The organism is Desulfosporosinus acidiphilus SJ4, from assembly GCF_000255115.2.
Lineage (GTDB): Bacteria > Bacillota > Desulfitobacteriia > Desulfitobacteriales > Desulfitobacteriaceae > Desulfosporosinus > Desulfosporosinus acidiphilus.
On the sequence record NC_018068.1, the window covers coordinates 1903137 to 1922291 of the forward strand.

Annotated in this window: 16 protein-coding genes, 1 pseudogene and 1 riboswitch; of the genes and pseudogenes, 13 read left to right on the forward strand and 4 right to left on the reverse strand. The window is 39.2% G+C overall.

What is annotated here, in order from left to right; all coding sequences use genetic code 11:
• Positions 1–9: 9 nt before the first annotated feature.
• Both DESACI_RS08780 and DESACI_RS08785 read left to right on the forward strand, forming a co-directional pair.
• Positions 10–597, forward strand: coding sequence for an RQC domain-containing protein (locus DESACI_RS08780; RefSeq protein WP_014826831.1), 588 nt, complete (start codon positions 10–12; stop codon positions 595–597).
• A 98-nt stretch (positions 598–695) separates the two neighbouring features.
• Positions 696–2429, forward strand: coding sequence for an SWIM zinc finger family protein (locus DESACI_RS08785; RefSeq protein ID WP_427846743.1), 1734 nt, complete (start codon positions 696–698; stop codon positions 2427–2429).
• 1308 nt (positions 2430–3737) lie between these two features.
• Here the strand turns inward: DESACI_RS08785 and DESACI_RS08790 are convergent.
• Positions 3738–4304, reverse strand: coding sequence for a hypothetical protein (locus tag DESACI_RS08790; RefSeq protein WP_014826833.1), 567 nt, complete (start codon positions 4302–4304; stop codon positions 3738–3740).
• 240 nt (positions 4305–4544) lie between these two features.
• Positions 4545–4640: riboswitch (NiCo riboswitch) on the forward strand.
• 588 nt (positions 4641–5228) lie between these two features.
• Between DESACI_RS08790 and DESACI_RS08800 the strand changes: the two genes are divergently transcribed.
• The 3 genes from DESACI_RS08800 (at position 5229) to DESACI_RS08810 (ending at position 9080) form a co-directional block, all read left to right on the forward strand.
• Positions 5229–5960: a protein kinase family protein gene (locus tag DESACI_RS08800; RefSeq protein ID WP_014826835.1), complete on the forward strand. Its 732-nt coding sequence runs from the start codon at positions 5229–5231 to the stop codon at positions 5958–5960.
• Positions 5961–6602: 642 nt separating this feature from the next.
• Entirely contained in the window at positions 6603–7730 is a 1128-nt protein-coding gene (locus tag DESACI_RS08805; RefSeq protein WP_014826836.1) for a lipid II:glycine glycyltransferase FemX, read from the forward strand.
• Between the two features lie 435 nt (positions 7731–8165).
• The gene (locus DESACI_RS08810) at positions 8166–9080 is read left to right on the forward strand and encodes an NAD(P)/FAD-dependent oxidoreductase (RefSeq protein ID WP_014826837.1); all 915 of its coding nucleotides are present in this window, start codon (positions 8166–8168) and stop codon (positions 9078–9080) included.
• 141 nt (positions 9081–9221) lie between these two features.
• Here DESACI_RS08810 and DESACI_RS08815 read toward each other — a convergent pair whose 3' ends face one another.
• Complete coding sequence (locus DESACI_RS08815; protein WP_014826838.1) at positions 9222–10028, reverse strand: hypothetical protein; 807 nt, start codon at positions 10026–10028, stop codon at positions 9222–9224.
• Between the two features lie 738 nt (positions 10029–10766).
• Between DESACI_RS08815 and DESACI_RS08820 the strand changes: the two genes are divergently transcribed.
• The 7 genes and pseudogenes from DESACI_RS08820 to DESACI_RS08845 all read left to right on the forward strand — a co-directional run.
• Complete coding sequence (locus tag DESACI_RS08820) at positions 10767–11762, forward strand: PepSY domain-containing protein (protein ID WP_014826839.1); 996 nt, start codon at positions 10767–10769, stop codon at positions 11760–11762.
• A 368-nt stretch (positions 11763–12130) separates the two neighbouring features.
• Positions 12131–12904, forward strand: coding sequence for a hypothetical protein (locus DESACI_RS08825; protein WP_014826840.1), 774 nt, complete (start codon positions 12131–12133; stop codon positions 12902–12904).
• Between the two features lie 310 nt (positions 12905–13214).
• Positions 13215–13535 carry a helix-turn-helix domain-containing protein gene (locus tag DESACI_RS08830; protein ID WP_041276020.1) on the forward strand — a complete coding sequence of 107 codons (321 nt, stop codon included), beginning with the start codon at positions 13215–13217 and terminating at the stop codon, positions 13533–13535.
• A gap of 425 nt (positions 13536–13960) precedes the next feature.
• Complete coding sequence (locus DESACI_RS25465) at positions 13961–14326, forward strand: SDR family NAD(P)-dependent oxidoreductase (protein WP_049804052.1); 366 nt, start codon at positions 13961–13963, stop codon at positions 14324–14326.
• Entirely contained in the window at positions 14323–14721 is a 399-nt protein-coding gene (locus tag DESACI_RS25470; RefSeq protein WP_049804053.1) for an SDR family oxidoreductase, read from the forward strand. The genes DESACI_RS25465 and DESACI_RS25470 overlap by 4 nt, the downstream gene beginning before the upstream one ends.
• A 10-nt stretch (positions 14722–14731) precedes the next feature.
• Positions 14732–16693 carry an acetoacetate--CoA ligase gene (locus tag DESACI_RS08840; RefSeq protein ID WP_427846744.1) on the forward strand — a complete coding sequence of 654 codons (1962 nt, stop codon included), beginning with the start codon at positions 14732–14734 and terminating at the stop codon, positions 16691–16693.
• Positions 16694–16755: 62 nt separating this feature from the next.
• Positions 16756–16971: pseudogene (locus DESACI_RS08845) on the forward strand (GntP family permease); the annotation flags it as partial.
• Positions 16972–17058: 87 nt separating this feature from the next.
• On the opposite strand, the gene DESACI_RS08850 reads toward DESACI_RS08845, so the two are convergent.
• On the reverse strand, positions 17059–17745 hold the full coding sequence (locus tag DESACI_RS08850; protein WP_014826843.1) for an NADPH-dependent FMN reductase family protein: 687 nt from the start codon (positions 17743–17745) through the stop codon (positions 17059–17061).
• The gene (locus DESACI_RS08855) at positions 17742–18302 is read right to left on the reverse strand and encodes a flavodoxin family protein (protein ID WP_014826844.1); all 561 of its coding nucleotides are present in this window, start codon (positions 18300–18302) and stop codon (positions 17742–17744) included. Before DESACI_RS08855 ends, DESACI_RS08850 begins: the two co-directional genes overlap by 4 nt.
• A 127-nt stretch (positions 18303–18429) precedes the next feature.
• Between DESACI_RS08855 and DESACI_RS08860 the strand changes: the two genes are divergently transcribed.
• The gene (locus tag DESACI_RS08860; RefSeq protein WP_014826845.1) at positions 18430–19038 is read left to right on the forward strand and encodes a TetR/AcrR family transcriptional regulator; all 609 of its coding nucleotides are present in this window, start codon (positions 18430–18432) and stop codon (positions 19036–19038) included.
• Positions 19039–19155: the final 117 nt, after the last annotated feature.

Genomic DNA, 19155 nt, shown 5'->3' on the forward strand with positions numbered 1-19155 from the left:
GGTTTAACAATGAGCAGAAAAAAACAAAGGGTAAGATATGAGCTGGATAGCGGGGATATAAAAAGCTTAACAATTGAAGAGATAAAGGCGATACTTCGTGCGGCCGATGAACTTATTGCAACTGGGGGAAGGAGTATGCTAGCCAAGATTCTGAAGGGTTCCAAAGACAAAAAAGTGCTGGAGCATAGACTGGATCAATGTCCGGTGTATGGATACCATCGGGAACTGACCTTACAGGAAATAACGCATCGGATTGATTGGATTATAAAGAAAGGCTACCTTGAAATTGAATACACGGACAGGCTGCCAATGCTTGTTTTCTCAAAAATAGGCTGGGAAATTGAGAGGGAAACCTATGCGGGGGAGTTATTACAAAAGTTTGAACGACTTCTGGAAGGAAAAGACTACAGCTTTGTTCAGGAGTTGAAGGATAGGAACAGAGGAATGATTATACTGTTTCTTGATAAAATCAAACAGACCGGCAATGCCAGGTATATACCAATTCTGAAAGTCTGGAAGGAAATTGAATACAAAAAGGTGCAGGCTGAGATTCAGAAGGTCATTGATTATCTGCTGAAAGAGGGAACTATTTTTTAATGAAGGGTTTGGGCAATAGCGGCAGCACAAATTCTGTGATTTCACGACCGAATCCTACTTGAAAAGACAAAATTCAGACCTGTGAAGAGAGTACGAGGGTGGTAACATTGAATCTTAACAACTTTGAAAACTACATCGAGAAAAAGATACTGGCAAGGGGCTATGACTACTACGAGAATAACTATGTAACGTCAGTTGAAGAAACTGAGGAGAATGTCTTTGAGGCAGAGGTTGAAGGCACTGAGCTCTACACGGTGGGGGTCGAACTTGATGATCAGGCAAACATAATCAATACCGGGTGCGATTGTCCCTATGATATGGGCGATTATTGCAAGCATCAGGTAGCAGCATTCCTTGCTGTACGGGATATTAAAAACAATCTATCCAAAGGAACTAACCAGATATCCCAAAATAGTATGGCCTCAGAATCTGTACTTAAATCCCCGGTTCCGAAGAAGCGAAAAGCGCCTAATATCGAAAAAATATTATCTGATAGAACCAAAGATGAACTGATTGAATTTTTGCTGGATATCGCCGCTGAATATGAAGAAATAAAGCGGCGAATTGAACTTAATTTTGATGATGGAGATGATGAGGCTGAACTTTCCAAGGCTATGGCTCTGATTCGTACCTATATCAATAACAATTCAGATAGACATGGATTTGTAGCGTACGGAGACACCGGTGAAGCTGTCAGGGGTGCGGATCTGGTGCTGGAAAAGGCCCATTTTGCTTTAGAGCAGAATAAACCTGTGCATGCTTTACAACTTAGTCTTTGCGTCATCCAGGAAATGATGGATTTGCTTCAAGACGCAGATGACTCTGACGGTGTAATCGGTGAAGTGATTGAGGAAAGCTTAGCTATTATTAATGAAATGAGTGGGGATAAAGAACTAAAACTAATTCACAAAGAAAATATGTTTAATAAGCTGATCGAAGAAGCATTACATCAACGATACATTGGCTGGACGGATTGGAGAATAGACCTTATAGAATGCTGTTCAGAGCTTGCCGACACTTCGGATTTACGAGGCAAATTGGAAAATTATTTAAGCATAATGCTGGAAAATGCAAAGGGAGATTCATGGGGTGTCAATTATTTAGCCGAGCGGGTTAATCTCATCCGCTATCATCAGGTTGAGAAACATGATGGGCAGAAAAAAGCACAGGAATTTATTGAAAATAACCTGCAATACTCCGACTTCAGGGAAATGGCAATTAAAAGCGCTATGAACAAAAAGGATTATGACTATGTCATAAAGCTTACCCTTGATGGGGAGGACAAGGATAAAAGCCTGCATGGATTGGTAAACCAGTGGAAGAAATACAGGTACGAAGCCTTTAAACTTTCCAGGAAGATTAATGAACAGCGTGGTATGGCAACTGATTTTATTCTGGATGGAAGCTTTGATTATTACGAGGAATTGAAAAACACGTATACCACAAATGAGTGGCCCTCTGTTTACCCCAAGATCATTTTTTTATTGGAAAACCAGAAGAAGACTTATCTGGATGTCTACCCCCGTATTCTAATAGAAGAAGGGGAAAAACAAAAATTACTTGAGTTCGTTCAAGGAAGTCCCTTATCGGTCGAGATTTATTACAGGCATCTTGTTCCTGAATTCAAGGAAGAGGTTTACCTGCTTTTTCTGCAAAATATTGAGCAGAGCGCTGCAAGAGCAGGTAATAGGAAAGATTATCAGAGGGTATGTGCTATTATTCGTAATCTTAAAAAAGCTGGTGGGAAAGAACGGGCAGCGGAAATCATTCAGAAACTTTATAACAAATATGCAAATAGACCGGCATTTAGGGATGAGTTATCTAGAATATAAATGGGTATACAGAGGCAATGAGCTGAGCTGATACGGCTCGCTCGTTTCCTGATGTAAGTGGAGAACCGTAATATCAAATTATATGGAGTGAAAGTAAAGTGGATTTAGAAGAAAAATATCGAAACTATAGAAAAAGGCAAGTTGGACTACACATGGCAATTTTGAAGGGGTTTGTAAGCGCAAAATGGTTTACGGATGAGTTCTCCGGTGGGTGCTAACATAGCAACAATAGAGAACTCGGAGGAAACATCGATACCAACTACGAAATCGTTAAGAAACTGAGACAAACTAACACAACCCTTCAAACAGATGGATCAGAGCATCCACTAGAAAGAATGTCAAACAATCTTGCAGTTGAAACAGGTAATACTAAAGTAGTGACCCAACCAGCTAAACATCGAATCATTCTTGTGGAGTGACACGCTATATCACGGATAAGACCTCAAAAGAGGGATCCAAAGTGGGACGCACATCTATCTCTCTGACAAAAGTGATTATAGCACGATATTTAGTGATAGATATCATAGAGTGTCAACTAATTCATCTGAACAATGAGGAATAGGTTGTCAAAGAACGTTCGGGTAGGTTTTGAAGACCTGAACCCTATATTTATCTTACAAGAAGTGGTGAAAACCAGTCCTTGATCCTGATAATCTACTCCTGGGACTGATTTTTATCTTTGCTGCAAGATTCTCCATAAACGTAAGGCAATAGCAACTTCCTGGGTATTGGTAAAATACGCTTGGATTTTTTTGTCTTTGAGGATTTAAAAATTAATCCTTCCGCATTTGTTCTCGAAACAGCCTCTTTTATCGAGATGGTGTAGTTCTTTAAATTAACATTTTCCCATAGTCCGTCCCGTACCGATAGCTAATAAAAAAGCAGCTCTCCATTTGGGGCCAATTTTTGGAGAGCCTAAGATGTCTATGAATTTGTTCATTTCATTAACAGTTAATGCCTTTGCTTCTTTATCATCAAGTTTCGGTAACGTAACACCTTCGCAAGGATTCCAACTCAGGAGATGAGTGCTTTTCGCCTTTTTCAGGCATGAACGAACAATTTGATGATTCCTCCGAACGGGGGCCGGGGCCTTCTTGTCATTAACACAAGCCGTTTAGATTTCGACATAATTAAGGATGACTCCGTTTTGTTTCCTAGCATAACATGGAACAAAACAGATAGGGATTGCCTTCTAAACTTGTAAGGTCCCTGTGATAATTACTAGGTTTTATTACAAAATACCATAATTAGGTTGGTAATTTTAAAAAGACCTCCCATTAATCGAAGGCCTTTAATCTATTCCTGATTTTATTGTAAATAAGTAGGGCAGGAACTTTCTGCACTGCTATCATTATAAGGCATAACTGTCAACGACTCTGCTTTTGCGTTATTTGCAATGACTCTTCTTTCGTTGAATAGTGATTTATCCCCAAATATCACTATAGCCCAAGAAGCAATAAATCCCGTAACCGCATTTGTTAAAGAATAGGATAAGGTGCTATTACTGTCTTTGGGCGAAACTTTATTTTTTGCAAAGCCACTTAAGAGCGCATTAGTGATACTGCCTGCAATCGAACCTAAAACAATACCCTTTAAGGGCCATTTATTTAAACCAGCCTTTGTAAAGCTCCATACCATAAATATACCATTCACCGCATTTAAACCAAAAGTCATCCAAGCTCCTAACATTTGACCACTCCATTGTTTAGCCTGCCTTCGACTACTCACCCAAACGCCTGCAGCAGTTGTCCAATAAGGACGTTTAGAAATATTCAGTTTATAAGATGTGTAATCAAAGATTGATTGAACGATAAAAGCTAACCCTCCCGCAAGGATGCCTAACAACATTCGATCTTTAGTTTTTGGAATGTTCATAAGAAAAACCTCCTTTTTAAACTTATTACAATTCGATTTTTAGCACAAATTAATTTAAATTAGTGTTCTCAAAAATATTTTATTTCTTCATGTAACATTTTCCATGCGGTCAAAAACAAAATGCCATATATCCCCTCAGAATGGAAGTCCTAGCCCAGCGGCATAGTAGTTAAGCTTTGTTGACAAATTAATATGTCTAACATATAATGTAAAAAAATTGGATCAATATAAAGATTTATAGCTTTACTAATAGAGCAGGCGATACACTTCGATAAAGTGTGTGGGGCTGGGCCGGCGGAAGAACTGGCAGCAGGATAAAATACCTGTGGGACTATAATTCTAATATAATTAGAATCCCACAGGTATTTTCGTTAAATGGGGGTAGCATCTGTGAATATGCTGTGTTTTAGCATTATACATAAAAATAAATTTTTTTGTTTAATATTTCTCTTACTATTTTCGTTGATGTCTGTGTATATGCCTCATAGCTTAGTTGAGAACTCAGAGCAACATATTTATGAAACAACGTTTAATTTTATTATAAATAATAACAAACCAATTATAAATTTGAGAAATTTACATGAGAAATTAAAGTCATTTATTAGCAAGCTATTTAGAATGACACTAATACTATTGAATAGGGGCGTTTTAGCAGCTATTCTCATAAATATGTTCATTATGCGACTAGGACGCTTTTCTAAAGAGTCTATTCATCATGCATTCCTTTTCCTCTGTTTCAAGATCAAAAAATAGAGGACATTACCCGGATCCGAATCATGGAGGCGGGCATTATAAAAGGCCGCATGGCTCGGGAGGAATACTAGGTAAAATATTTGAGGCCTTGACAGGTTCGAGAAGGCATTCACTGTCTGGTTCAAATCGCTACGACAGGTATTCTTCGAGTCATCATCATCGTAAGAGTTCATGGTCTTAAACCTATTTAGACGGGACAAATTATTTAATCCGTATGAGCAAATAGCTGATTATACCATCGAGAAAACGATAGGAGAGGGCCGGTTTGGTATCTGCTATCAGGTTTCTCAGGATCAGAAATCGTATATTCTCAAGCAACTAAAAAGGGGAATGCTCAAGAAAGCCGGAGTAAAGGCTCGGTTTGAGGAGGAAATTCTTAGGAGCTTACATCATGAGAGCGTTCCTCGGTTTATTAAAAAGATTGAATGTAAGGACTTCTATGGCTACGTACTTGAATTTAAGGCAGGTAAAACGTTCGAAGATATAATTTATCTTGACAAACACGTGTTTGAAAGAGCGGAGATCTATAAAGTAGGACGCCAACTTGTCGAAATTTTAAAGTACTTGCATTCAAAGAGTATAGTCCATAGAGACATAAGGGTGCCAAATACATTGTATGATGGTCAAAAGGTTAACCTTGTTGATTTTGGGCTTGCTCGTTGGATTAATAACGAGAAATACAGGGCAGATATGGATTTCGCATTTTTGGGAGACTTTCTTCTGCACCTGTATTACTCTTCTTTTGAACTCAAAGGCTTCAAGAAGCGCCCTTGGTATAACGAATTGCTGTTGCAGCCAAAGGAACTGTTACTTTTAAAAAGGCTAATGGGTGTTGATCAACGGTATACAAGTATCTTTGACGTTGAACAAGATTTTCACGAGACGTTTGAAGCTAATAAATAAAGAGGTGTAGTGCAACGGTGGATTAAGAAGAGAGAGTGGGCTTGGGAAAAATCTGATCGTTGCAGCACTTGGCGGAAACAACCTAAACTAATCCTTCGTGATTTCTTGGGTCCAAGATTTCAATATCTCCATTTAAATCTCATGAAAGTTTTGAAGTTAAATATATTGACTTAGCATACTTACACGTTTGGAGATTATATTCAGGAAATTGTGATAAGAACTTAAAAAAGAAATCGTTCATAAGGAAAACTTAAGAAATTAATAAGAAATTATTTAAAAAAGGCCTATCCCTCTTCGGTAGAATGAAGTTACCGAACGGATGGGCTTATTTTGATTTTTCTCATCGCTTAGTTGAGCCGGACACATCGGGGTATGCGAGAATTTTTGCCTTTTTGTATGAAACCAGTCGAAGCTTCTAAATGAAAAATACAGACTTTAGGAGTCTAAACATCATAATTGTGGTAAAATAGTTAATACGGTTATTTTAGCCCTTTTTTATAGCCGAATTTATAACTAAAAAAATATAAAGCCTTTTTACGACGGGTAAATTGCATAATACTTTATTTTAGCCTTTTGATACAGTCATAGATAAAGATGTATAACCCTTGGCTTTGTGTTTTTATAATGGAGTGTAATTTTTTGATGTTGAAAGTTGACAAAATAAGTGTAGAAACCTATTATTCGTTTATTTCTCAAGCCGATTTAGGCAATTTTATGCAGTATCCTTCTTGGGCTAAGGTCAAAACCGAGTGGACCAGCGATTTATTGGGGTGGTTCACCTCGGACAACAAATTGGCAGGATGTGGTTTGGTTTTATACCGGAAAATGCCATACCTTAACCGGTACCTGGCTTATTGTCCCCGCGGCCCGATTATTGATTGGCAGAGCCCTAACCTCAAGGAATGGTTTGAACCTTTTTTTGCCTATTTGAAAAGCAAGCATGTTTTCAGTGTTAAAATCGACCCTCCTGTGGTACAGGCAAAATGGTATACTCCCACAATTAAAAAATTTTTAGAGCAAGCTCGCGAACAGGGCAGCTCTGGTAAAATTTTGCGTGATTTGCCACCTGACGAGGACCACCCAACTGCCAAACAGGTCCAACAACAATTACGGCAACTCGGTTGGCAGAAGCAGAGAGGGGATACGGGTTTCGCCGCGTCTCAACCCGAATATGTTTACCGCCTGCCCTTAAAGGGACGCAGCTTGGATGAGGTCTTCGCCTGTTTTCATACCAACTGGAGGCGCAACGTTAAAAAGGCTGATCGTTTAGGTGTCAAGGTCCGAATCGGGACAGAACAGGATTTGCCGGCTTTTTATGAGTTGCTGAAGGTAACATCAGAACGGGATCAATTCAGGGTGCGCAGTTTCTCCTACTTTTCTAATATGTACCAGTCATTAAAGGCCGAAGCAGCAGATCGGATTACTCTTTATCTGGCGGAAGACGAAGAGGAATTATTGGCTGCTACCTTAGCCGTGCATTCCAACTTTCACTCATGGTATCTTTACGGGGCAAGCAGCAATGTAAAACGGGAAAAGGCCCCTAATCATGCAATCCAGTGGCGTATGATTCAAAATGCCTATCAGCTTAATTCCCACACCTATGATTTTAGAGGCATCAGCCCCACCCTGGATGAATCTGACCACCTTTTTGGGTTGTTGCGATTTAAATTGGGCTTTGGAGGCGAGGCCTGTGAAATGATTGGTGCTTGGGACTATCCTCTGCAGCCTTTATTACACCGGGCTTTTCAGCTATATTTAAAGCGGCGATAGGGTAGTGTACTAAATTGGGTTTGAACGAAAAATTGGACAAGTTTATTAGTTTCGTTGGTACACTTTTGCTTATATTCTTGCTCTATTACCGTATCCGTTATTTGCATTTCAGAAATATGTAGTTACCTATAGTTAACTATGCTTGTATTTATCTATGCTTGGTTTATTTATTTCAATAGACGTTATTCAATTTGGACGAAGGTTATATGATAAATTCAGCGAAAAACAGGCTCAGCGGTAACTTCGTTGGGTCTATTTCTTTGTCTGTGCGATATTAACCCGCAATAGGCTCGTCTATGCGGGTTGTTTTCCAGCTCTGTACGCGGAATATGCTAAGGGAACTATCAGCGCAAAATTAATATTATTATTTTTACACTTAATTCAAATAATATAGAGGAAATTTAGATAAATAGTATGAATAAGGAGTTGAGTACTTTGGTTTATGACTTAATTATTATCGGTGCAGGTCCTGCAGGCATAAGCGCCTCGATTTATGCTGTTAGTAGAGGAGTAAAAACATTAATCTTGGAAAAAAGGCAAGTAGGTGGAGTTATCCGACAAGTCTCAAACGTTACTCATTATTCTGGGATTATAGAAAATGAAACGGGTAAGACTTTTGCGACTAAAATATATAACCAAGCTTTAGACGCGGGAGTAGTTATTAAATTTGAGGAAGTAACTGCCGTAAATCTAGAAGCAGAGATCAAGGAGGTAGAAACTAAAAAGAGTACATACCAAACTAAAACAGTAATCATTGCCAACGGTACTACGCCAAGACATCTTGGAATACCGGGTGAACAAGAACTCATTGGAAAGGGGGTAGATTATTATTTGTCAGATGATTTAAGTAAATATAAGGGAAAGGAAATATTTGTAGTGGGCGGCTCCGATGGTGCTTTAAAAGAAGCATTATTTTTGTCAAAGTTGGCCAAACAGGTTACTGTCATCCATTTTGAGGAAAAGTTAGGAGCTGTAGTGGAGTTCACATCAAAAGCGGAAAAAACTTCGAACCTAAAGATTCGTCTTCATACCAGACTCACCAATATAAAAGGGAGTACAGGAATTGAAACATTGGAAATTACAGATGTAAATACTAATGAGACTGAAGTCATGGAAGCTCCGAATAGTTTTGTATTTATCTATGCTGGGTCAACCCCTAATTCCGCAATGTATTCCTCGCTCGAAAATGAGAATGGATATATTATTGCAAATGAGAAAATGCAAACTAAAATTCCTGGTGTCTATGCTGTGGGTGATATATGCAAAAAGGAGGTGAGACAAATTGCTACAGCCGTTTCCGATGGAGCAATTGCGGGGATTCAGGCGGCAGCTTATCTGAGAGGAAGATAGATATTAAAGAATGCCCTCATTATTAGATGGCTACTATCTAGCCTCCGAACAAGATTTGATAAAAGTGCATTACAAGGTGAATAAGAGAGAGCCCTCCAGATTTTGCTGAAGGGCTTTCAGGAAATAGTCAAGGTTTATGCGTTAATCTAAGGAATTTTGGATAGCATTTTCTTGAACTTGTGAAATTGCACCAGCGGATACGAGATTGTCAAGTATGGTTTTCAAATCTGATCCTGACTGCATACCAGTTGAAATGGCATTCAGAATATCATCTTCTTGGGTTTGAGTAAGAGAACCTTCAGATACTAAGCTATTAAGGACGATTGAGAACCCATCTTGGTTGCCTTGATCAGGGGTTCCGTTTGGAGCAGCATCTTTGAGAGCTGTTTCAATAGAGGTTTCTTGGTCTTGAGTGATGGTACCGTCTGAGACTAAGCTATCCAAAGCCGTCGAGAAGCTGTTGTTGACGTTATGAGTACCCGAGGGTTTAAGAGAATTTAAAACAGAGGTTTCTTGGTCTTGGGTAATGGTGCCAGCTGAGACTAGATTGTCGAGAACAGATTGAAATCCGTCATGGTGGTCACCTTGAGCCGGAGCAGCATCTTTGAGAGCTGTTTCAATAGAGGTTTCTTGGTCTTGAGTGATGGTACCACCTGAGACTAAGCTATCCAAAGCCGTCGAGAAACCGTTGTCGCCGTTAGGAGCACCTGAGGGTTTAAGAGAATTTAAAACAGAGGTTTCTTGGTCTTGGGTAATGGTGCCAGCGGAAACTAAAGTATCGAGAACTGTTTTAGGGCCATTATGGTTATCTCTTTTGAAGTTATGCTGAACTTGAGTGGGTGTTGTTGAACTATTGAGGTTCGTTGTCGTTGCAAATGCTGTTGATGCACTTAGAAGTGTGATAAGAGAAATTGCACCTAAGGCTATCAAAGGTGTGACTTTTTTCATATTAGATTGCCCCTTTCAATTTTTCATTCTGAGTAAGATAAGTGAATTAATGTCTTGTTCATGTACTTTTGAGTCGGTGAATTAAGTAGGAACCAATTATATTGATGTTATTGAATGATGATCTTCCCATCAACATCTCCTTTCGAATAAGATACTTGATTTTAACCACGATGTAATTCTACGAATGCTAGCTGAATTTAAACTGAGCTCAAACTTAAAACTTTCTGAATCATAGCTGAGAGTTTTTCAGATTAATTTCTAACATTCCGGCATGACGGCAATGTAGAGAGTATTGGAACTAAGCATTTGATCGACGATGGAGGAACTTATAAAGATTAGTCCTCTTCGTCAAGAAAGAACTGCAGAATCCGGCTAAGGTTACGCTTTTGTAATCTTAGCCGGATTTTTTGGTATCAACAATTCCAACGTCCAAAAACGTGAACCGTAAACAAGAGTTGCAAAGCGAACTTGAGTAATTCGCAGAGCAATGCCCCCTTTCTGCAAATAGGTTATGTAAATTTCAAACCTTAAATTGTTTTGCTGACTAATTTTAAGACAATATCTTTCTATGCAGCCACTAGTAATCGCGCCTTTCTAAGCTCCAGGTGCGATTGCATTCATAAGAAATTCATAACTAATTCACAGCAAAATCGAATTAATTCGCTATACTTTGTGCATAGAAGGCCAGAGTATTTAAGTTAAAAATTTTTTTAGCAAAAAGTTTGAGGAGGAATAAAGATGAAAAGATCAAGGTGGATTATTGGACTATCAATTGCGGGTGTGATGGCACTTTCCGGTACGGCGTTCGCTCTTAACTCCGGGTCAGTTGTTACACAATCAGCTGCACAAAAACTTACTGCCCGTAATATATCAACTCAATCTCAAGGAACTGTTGCAAATAACGGTATAAACACGGTAAATAATAGTTCTCCTTCGACGAATCAATCAACACAGCCTTTACTAATAGATACTACGAATAGTGGAATAACTCCAGGTTCCAATGCACCCTTTGGGGGTTATGGCATGATGGGAGGTTACGGAGGTAATGGAACCGGCGGGGGTTATGGCATGATGGGAGGTTACGGAGGTAATGGAATCGGCGGGGGCTATGGTATGATGGGAGGTTACGGAGGTAATGGAGCCGGTAGGGGCTATGGTATGATGGGAGGCTACGGAGCTAACGGAACCGGTGGAGGTTATGGCATGATGGGTGGGGGATATAATGCTCAAAGCTTAGGCATTAACCTTACTAACGGTGAAGTCAGCACCTCAGATCAAGCCGTAGCAATTGCTAAAGCGTACACCCAAAAAGTTGACCAGAATGTTGTCGCTGACGAACTCCATGAATTCTCCAATGGGTACGAAGCGGAGTTTAAGGATGCTAAAACTGGGGCTAAAGCTTATGAGATCATGATTTATAAAAATGGCGGACAAATTATAGCTGAAATGGGTCCCAATATTATGTGGAATAGTAAATATGGACCTATGAATTGGGGTAACGCTGGGTCCATGACGGTGAGTGAAGAACAGGCTGTAAAAAATGCTCAAGATTTTGTAAGCCGAATGGGTCAAGAATATTCGATCGAAAAACCTGAAACAGCTCCTGGTTATTACGAATTCATGGTTCAAAAAGATGGTAAGGATTATGCAGAGCTCGACGTTAATGGATATAGCGGCCAGGTTTGGTATGAAAACTGGCACGGCCCCATCTTGAATACTATTGAAGTGAAGTAGTATTGAGAGAAGTTAATAAAAGATTAGTTCAAAGAAACAAGCAGTATAGTTTCAGGTAAGCGGGGCTGTTTAAAAACTTAACTTGAAAAACATAAAGTGGGTTTAGATAGCCATAGGCGTTGTCATTTCACTACTATAGTGGAGTGATAACGCCTTTCTTTAATGGTTAGGGAAGAAAAGTGACCTAGAAACTAAGACGAATAGGACAACTGATTGAGGGTAAACTCTATAAGTAATCTTTCTTTCAGTAACTAAATGAATTTCCTTCGCTAAAACTATATGATTATTTCTTATATTTAATAGAAAAAGGTAAGGAAGCCCCTAATTTTGGGCTGATTCAATTGTCAAAGAAATGAGGCGTTTATAAAATGAAATTGTTGTCTTCATTATTGATTGTTTTGGTTTTGGCGTTTATTGCATGGTTTGGGGTTGGAGTTCTTAAGCTTTATGCTTTATTTGGAATTGGTATACCCTACTTAGCTTTAATCATATTCTCAATTGGTTATATAAATCGTCTGTTAAAATTAGAACAAAATAATTCGGAAAATTCGCTGGGGACTAAAAATAAGACCAATCCAAAAATTTTAGATATACTATTCTTTCGCTCATTCTTCGGAAACATAAAAATGGCAACGCAGGAATTAAAAGAAGAATCGGGGGTTTCTAAATGGTTCTGGGCAGGTGTCTATATCTTTTTTGGGGCTCTTCTAATTATTCTAATACGGCATTTGCGGTTGTTTTTAAATCCGGTACCCTCGCTTGTTCAAGGCTTGGAAAATGCAGATAGTTTTCTTTCCATCGGTTTTCCCCACAATGCGATTTATATTACGGACATCGTGTTTATGGTGGCTTTATTGGTTATCATAGTACGCAGTATTTATACTTCCTTTACGAAGAATAGCTCCGTCTCTTTCAGCTATGTCCCTTTATTTTTACTCCTCGGAAGTGTTTTGTCGGGAATCATGATGGTCTATTATTGGCGAGTAGACATAGTGAGTGTGAAAGAATTGGGCATGGGTCTAGTTACTTTCAGACCCTTTATCCCAATGAACGTCGGCAGTATTTTATTCATTCATATATTCCTTGTCAGCAGCCTCTTGGTTTATCTCGCAATGTCGTCGAGAAAACCAAGGTATCAATAGTAACTATAAGATGAAACGAATATTGGTTGAGAAATTCCTTGAAAGATAGAGTGCAATGTAAAAAACATCGTCAGGGCGCACCGAATGTTCGAGTTTTTCGATATGAGGGAGAGGAGATAGTTTTATTTTTATCGGTTTGTGAAAAGGAGAACGCTTATCACAACGGCTGAAAGTCAGTTCTGAAATATGTCAATTGGCCAACTGTATGTTTCTCTTTAAATAATAGTTGAGAAGGACTATACTGAATATATTGAATTATTAATAAATTAACAATGTATCATGATATTTCAGACAGAACTGATATCTTTTCATGACCTATACCTGGCCCGGTAACGTGCGGGAAATGCAAAATGCCCTTGAGCGCGCAATTAATGTGGCTGAAGGCGATAAGATTATGTTCGATGATTTGCCCCTCTATTTACGGGAATCCTCTATGAAACCTAAAATAAAGGAGTTAAATTCTTTAGCAAAAGAACTTGCCGCTACTGAAAAAGAGGTGATTATCAGAACTCTTAAAGCAACACAGGGAAATAAAGTTAGGTCCTCAGAAATTTTGGGGATACATCGGACTAATTTATATCGCAAGATGGATAAATATGGATTGACCAATCTCTTGTTCACGGAAGAATAGTAGAGATTTTGCAACATGTAGCAATGCCACTCAGAGCGGATTTTTCTGATTAAATGTCGTGTTACCTAAAATATTTCTCAAAGAGTGTAGCGAAATTGCTGCATTCATAATTCCATACCAAGTATAACTTTTTCTAAAACCAACACAGTTATAGTGTTGCTTTTTTATTACCTATCAGGCAGAAAGTATAACTTTCGATTGTATACCGCAAGAAGGGCAAATATGTATGAAGATAGTGTCTTCAAGCTTCACAAGATTTTCTACATAGCTTTTAAAGAATTTTATAGGAAATATATTGGCATGCTTTTTGCTATTTTGAATAGCAATATATCTTGAAAAGCAGCCAAAGAGGGGGCGAAATATTCAGTATATTCTAAAGCATTGGAATATAACTATAATTAGACACTCGAAGGGAGTTGAAACTCATGAATTTTTCCGTTGATTTGCAAGGTAAGACAGCTTTAGTTACAGGTGCAAAATCAGGTATTGGGTTCGGTATTGCCCAGGGTTTAAGTGAAGCCGGTGCAAAAGTAATCGTGAACGATCTTACTGAGGACGGTCTGATAGAAGTTGCCCAAAGTCTTAATGGCGATCTTCTTCCCGGAGATATCACCCATCCTGATTTCGTTCGAAAAGTAAAGTCAAAACACATCGACATTCTAGTTAATAATGCGGGTTTTCAGCATGTATCACCGTTAGAAGATTTTGATGAAAAGATTTTCCGCCGTCTGTTGGAGGTTATGTTAGTAGGCCCGTTTTTGCTGGCGCAGGCGGTGGGGTTCCAAGTATGAAATCCAGAGGATTCGGTCGGATTGTAAATATAGCCTCTGTACACGCAAAAATAGCTTCGGTCTACAAAGCCGGATATGTCTCTGCTAAACATGGCTTATTAGGGCTTACAAGAGTTCTCGCCTTGGAAACGGCTGGGTTTGGCATTACAGCAAATGCAATTTGCCCAGGTTATGTGGATACTCCTCTAGTACGAAAGCAGCTTCATAATTTGGCGGAAAACCATCATATGTCAGAAGAGCAAGTGCTCCAAGAAGTAATTCTCCGTCCCGTACCCCAGAAAAGATTATTAACTCCTCAAGAAATTGGCTATTTAGCCTTGTATCTATGCTCTGACGCTGCTGCTTCTATTACTGCCCAAGGATATACCATCGATGGGGGATGGAGCCAGGTCTAATGATAATGAGGTGAAAATATTGAGTTTAAAGTTATGGGAGCCATCTCCAGAAAGCAAACAAGCAAAGAATATGACACGTTTCATTGAGACGATAAATAGTAAGTACCTTGTGCAGATCACGTCGTATGAGGAACTGTACACTTGGTCCCTTGAAAACACTTCGTCCCTTTGGGCAGAACTATGGAAATTTGCCGAAATCAAAGCTTCCCAAAACTATGATCATGTCGTTGAAAACTACGAACAGATGATGTCTGCTCGATGGTTTACTGGGGCGAAATTGAATTTTGCTGAAAATTTATTGCGTTTTCGTGATAACAAAACAGCCTTAATTTTTAAGGGAGAAGGCCAAGAATCGGTTAGGATGACCTATGCCATGCTTTATGATCAAGTGGCCCGTCTGGCTAAATCGTTACGCTCTTTAGGTGTTACTCAAGGAGATCGGGTTGCGGGTTTTATGCCCAACATGCCCGAAACCGTGATAGCAATGCTCGCTACCACCAGTATTGGAGCTGTTTGGTCTTCCTGTTCACCTGATTTCGGAATTAAAGGTGTCGTGGATCGTTTTGGGCAAATCAAGCCGAAAGTCCTCTTTTCAGCCGATGGTTACTTTTACAATGGCAAAGCTTTTGACTCCTTGGAACGAATTCTTCAAATCTCCAGTGATCTATGTGACCTTGTAAAAGTAGTGATCGTTCCCAATATCGAAAAAGAACCTGATTTCCGTAAAATACCTAATGCAATATTGTATAATCATTTTCTTGCTGCGGATGAGAACTTGGAAATTGAATTTACTCAAGTTCCTTTTAACCACCCAACCTATATCATGTATTCTTCCGGAACTACGGGTGTACCTAAATGCATTGTTCATGGGGCCGGCGGAACCCTGATTCAGCATTTAAAGGAGCTCATGCTGCACACGGATTTAAAACGGGAAGACACTATTTTGTACTTTACCACGTGTGGTTGGATGATGTGGAATTGGATGATTAGCTCCTTAGCAATTGGCGCCACTGTCGTACTCTATGATGGTTCACCTTTCTATCCTGAGGCCGGAGCTCTTTGGCAGCTGATTCAAGATGAGAAAATAACAGTCTTTGGTACGAGCGCCAAATATTTATCTTCCGTTGAACAATGCGGCTTACACCCCGGAGAATCATACAATCTGATGTCTCTAAAAACCATTCTCTCAACCGGTTCCCCACTCTCCGAAAAAAGTTTTCAATTTGTTTATCAGCACATAAAGCAAGATATTTGTCTGTCGTCTATTTCCGGAGGAACCGACATTATTTCATGCTTTGCCCTCGGAAATCCCATCGGAGCCGTGTATGCCGGCGAAATCCAGTGCCGGGGTTTAGGTATGAAGGTGGAAAGTTATAACAGTCAAGGCCAATCGCTCTTAAAGGAAAAAGGTGAACTTGTTTGTACGGCGCCATTTCCATCGATGCCCATTTGTTTTTGGAATGATGCAGATCAAGCAAAGTATTACAAGGCATATTTTAATGTTTATCCAAATGTATGGCGCCACGGAGACTTTATAGAGATCACGGAGACCGGGGGGGTAATAATTTACGGTCGTTCGGATGCAACCTTAAATCCCGGCGGAGTGCGTATTGGAACTGCGGAAATTTATCGCCAAATAGAATCACTGCCTGAAGTGGCAGACTGCGTTGTGGTTGGTCAACATTGGAATAATGATATTAGGGTCATTTTATTTATTAAGCTATCCGAAGGCATTGAAGTGAATAATGAACTCGAAAACAAAATAAAAGCAACGATCAAACTGAACAGCACCCCACGACATGTGCCTTCGAAGATCATCGCTGTAAAAGATATTCCTTATACTCTCAATGGAAAGAAAGTAGAAATAGCTGTAGCCAACATCATTCACAATGAACCGGTACTGAATCTTGATGCCCTGGCTAACCCACAATCCTTAGAACTTTTTAAGGATTTGCCGGAACTTAAAGTATAAACTTAAAATTCAAACTCTAAAATGAAGCTTAAAATTACCTAAAAGTTATAAACGACGTTAGAATGAATAACTGGGCTCTAATTATTGCTCTGCTTGTGGGAATAGCATTAGCGATCGTAATTAATCCTCTTAGAATCAAAGGAAATATTGCCAAGGCCATTAACGCTGGAGCGATTGGTCACAAACAGTCCTATAGAGATATTTTTGTTATTACCCTTTTGAAGGCAGGAACAGTTTTCCTCCTCATTGGGTTACAAAGCATTCTCCACTTTGTCTAATAATGCATACGGCACTACGGTAAAACAGGCCAGGATTTAGTCTAGACTAAATCCTGGTCTTAAGTTGCTATGATCGCAGCAATAGCTCTATTCGTTTAACTGGTACGGTTTCTTATAAAGATCTTTTTTATGCAGCTTATTTTTGTGAGCCATTGTAATCCAGCCCTTGTTACCCATGAAAAAGTAAAGGTGCCTTGAAAATGGGAAATTGACGCCAATATAAATAGAATCCGTCGTTGTTGAATTCTTATGTTGAATATCTGCTGCCATAGAGGAAAAAGCGGACTTAAGTTTTTGTACGGCTTTTTTCATAAAAGGCGCATCTTTGGCGGCAAACATCATGGCGCCCCCACCGATGAGAACGCCGAAACGGAACTCTGCGTCCAGATGTTGGCTGAAACTCTTGATAATTCTGACAGCCTCTAGATTTATTTCCGGTTCGGGAAACCCACAATTAACAATAGTATATATTTTTACATTTTTTTTGGCGATCCCGCTGGAAGTGTAATAATTATGGTAATCAACTAAAAATCGAGTTAACATGCCTGGCATGCAAAAATAGTAAAGAGGAAATGAAATAATGATGATATCAGCTCTGGCAAGCGTTTCAAAATCTTCCGTAAGGTTATGGGTTAAGAAGCTTTTTCTGACGTCTATAAATGTTTTACTAAACAGATCAGAATTAATTTCGCTTCCCGCCATTTCCAGGAATTTTCTGGAGACTGATTGTTCGTTGATTTTAGGGCTGGCGCTGACTAAAACGACATTCTTCACAGCAGTCCACCTAACCTTCCAAGTTCCATTTTATTTAAGGCCATGATTGTGTTTTCAGTTGGTTCTTGATAGATCAGGACTTCAATACTTCTGCGGTGTTTTTTTGTTACATCGATGAAAAGTTGTTTATCCTCTTCGGAAGTCTCCTCTCCGTAACCGATGATAATCTGACCGGGGTAGGTATCATATCGAGGTGGATGCATCGTAGAACCATCAGGTCTTGTTTCGAAAAATGGCAACATATTTGGTAAACCTCTATCAATAACATTTTTGAAAGTTGGGCTGAACTGCCCAAAGATGATTGGGCTGAGATAAATAACTACGTCGCTGTTCATTATACTTCGGTTGATTTGGGTCATCCGGTCGTTGATAACACATTCCCCAGGTTTTTTGATCCAGCAACCAAAGCAACCCTTACAAAAGGTCAGGTTTTCCGCACTCAGTTCCATCAACTCTAACTCAAACCCTTTTTGTTTCAAGAACTTACCCGTTAAATCATTTAGACCTTGATAGGTTCTGGTCATATATTCCTGATCCGAAATCAATAAGGCTTTCATTAAATTCACTCCCTATCGAATTATGTTTACAGTGTCAACATAATAATAGCACGCAATGTTTACAATGTAAACATTATATTATCTTGTGGTATAATAGAGTTATGTTTGTTGAGAGGAAGTATAGTGAGTGTCAAACGAAAATTATCATCATGAAAATTTGAAGGCGGAATTGATCAAAAAAGGTTTAAAGCTTTTGGATGGAGAAGGGTATGAAAACTTTTCGTTGCGCAAGGTGGCGAAAGCCTGCGGTGTAAGCCACACCGCACCGTACAGGCATTTTGATAGTAAGGACGATCTAATCATGGCAATTGCTGTCGAAGCTCAGCATAAATTTAACCAATGCCTTGTGGAAGCTGTTAATAAATATCCGAACGATAATAAAAGCCAGCTTAAAGAAATGGGTTACTCTTATGTGAGGTTCTTTGTTGAAAATCCGGAATATTTACGACTTTTTTTCCTAAGTGATTTCGCAAATAATATTAAAAAGATTAATCACGTAACATGTATAAAAGATGATCAACCTTTCAATACGTTTTATGAGGCGATCGAACGCTGCCAAGCGGAGATTCAAAACAGAGAGGCTGACAGCGTTGACCTAAATGCATTGGCATTGTCCTGCTGGGGTTTGGTGCACGGTATGGCCATCTTAATTGCCAAAAAGGATTTTCCTTATGATGGTGATTATCTGGAACTTGTCAGAAAGATACTTTGGGGCGGAACGTTCCTGAACTTATAGAAGGTTAGCCGGTCAGGAACGTATTATTAAAGATATTGATTATTCTAACCCGGGTGCAGTGAGAGGAGAAATTTACGGAGCGTTTATGGACGCTCTTTTTTGCGTTCTTATTGCAGG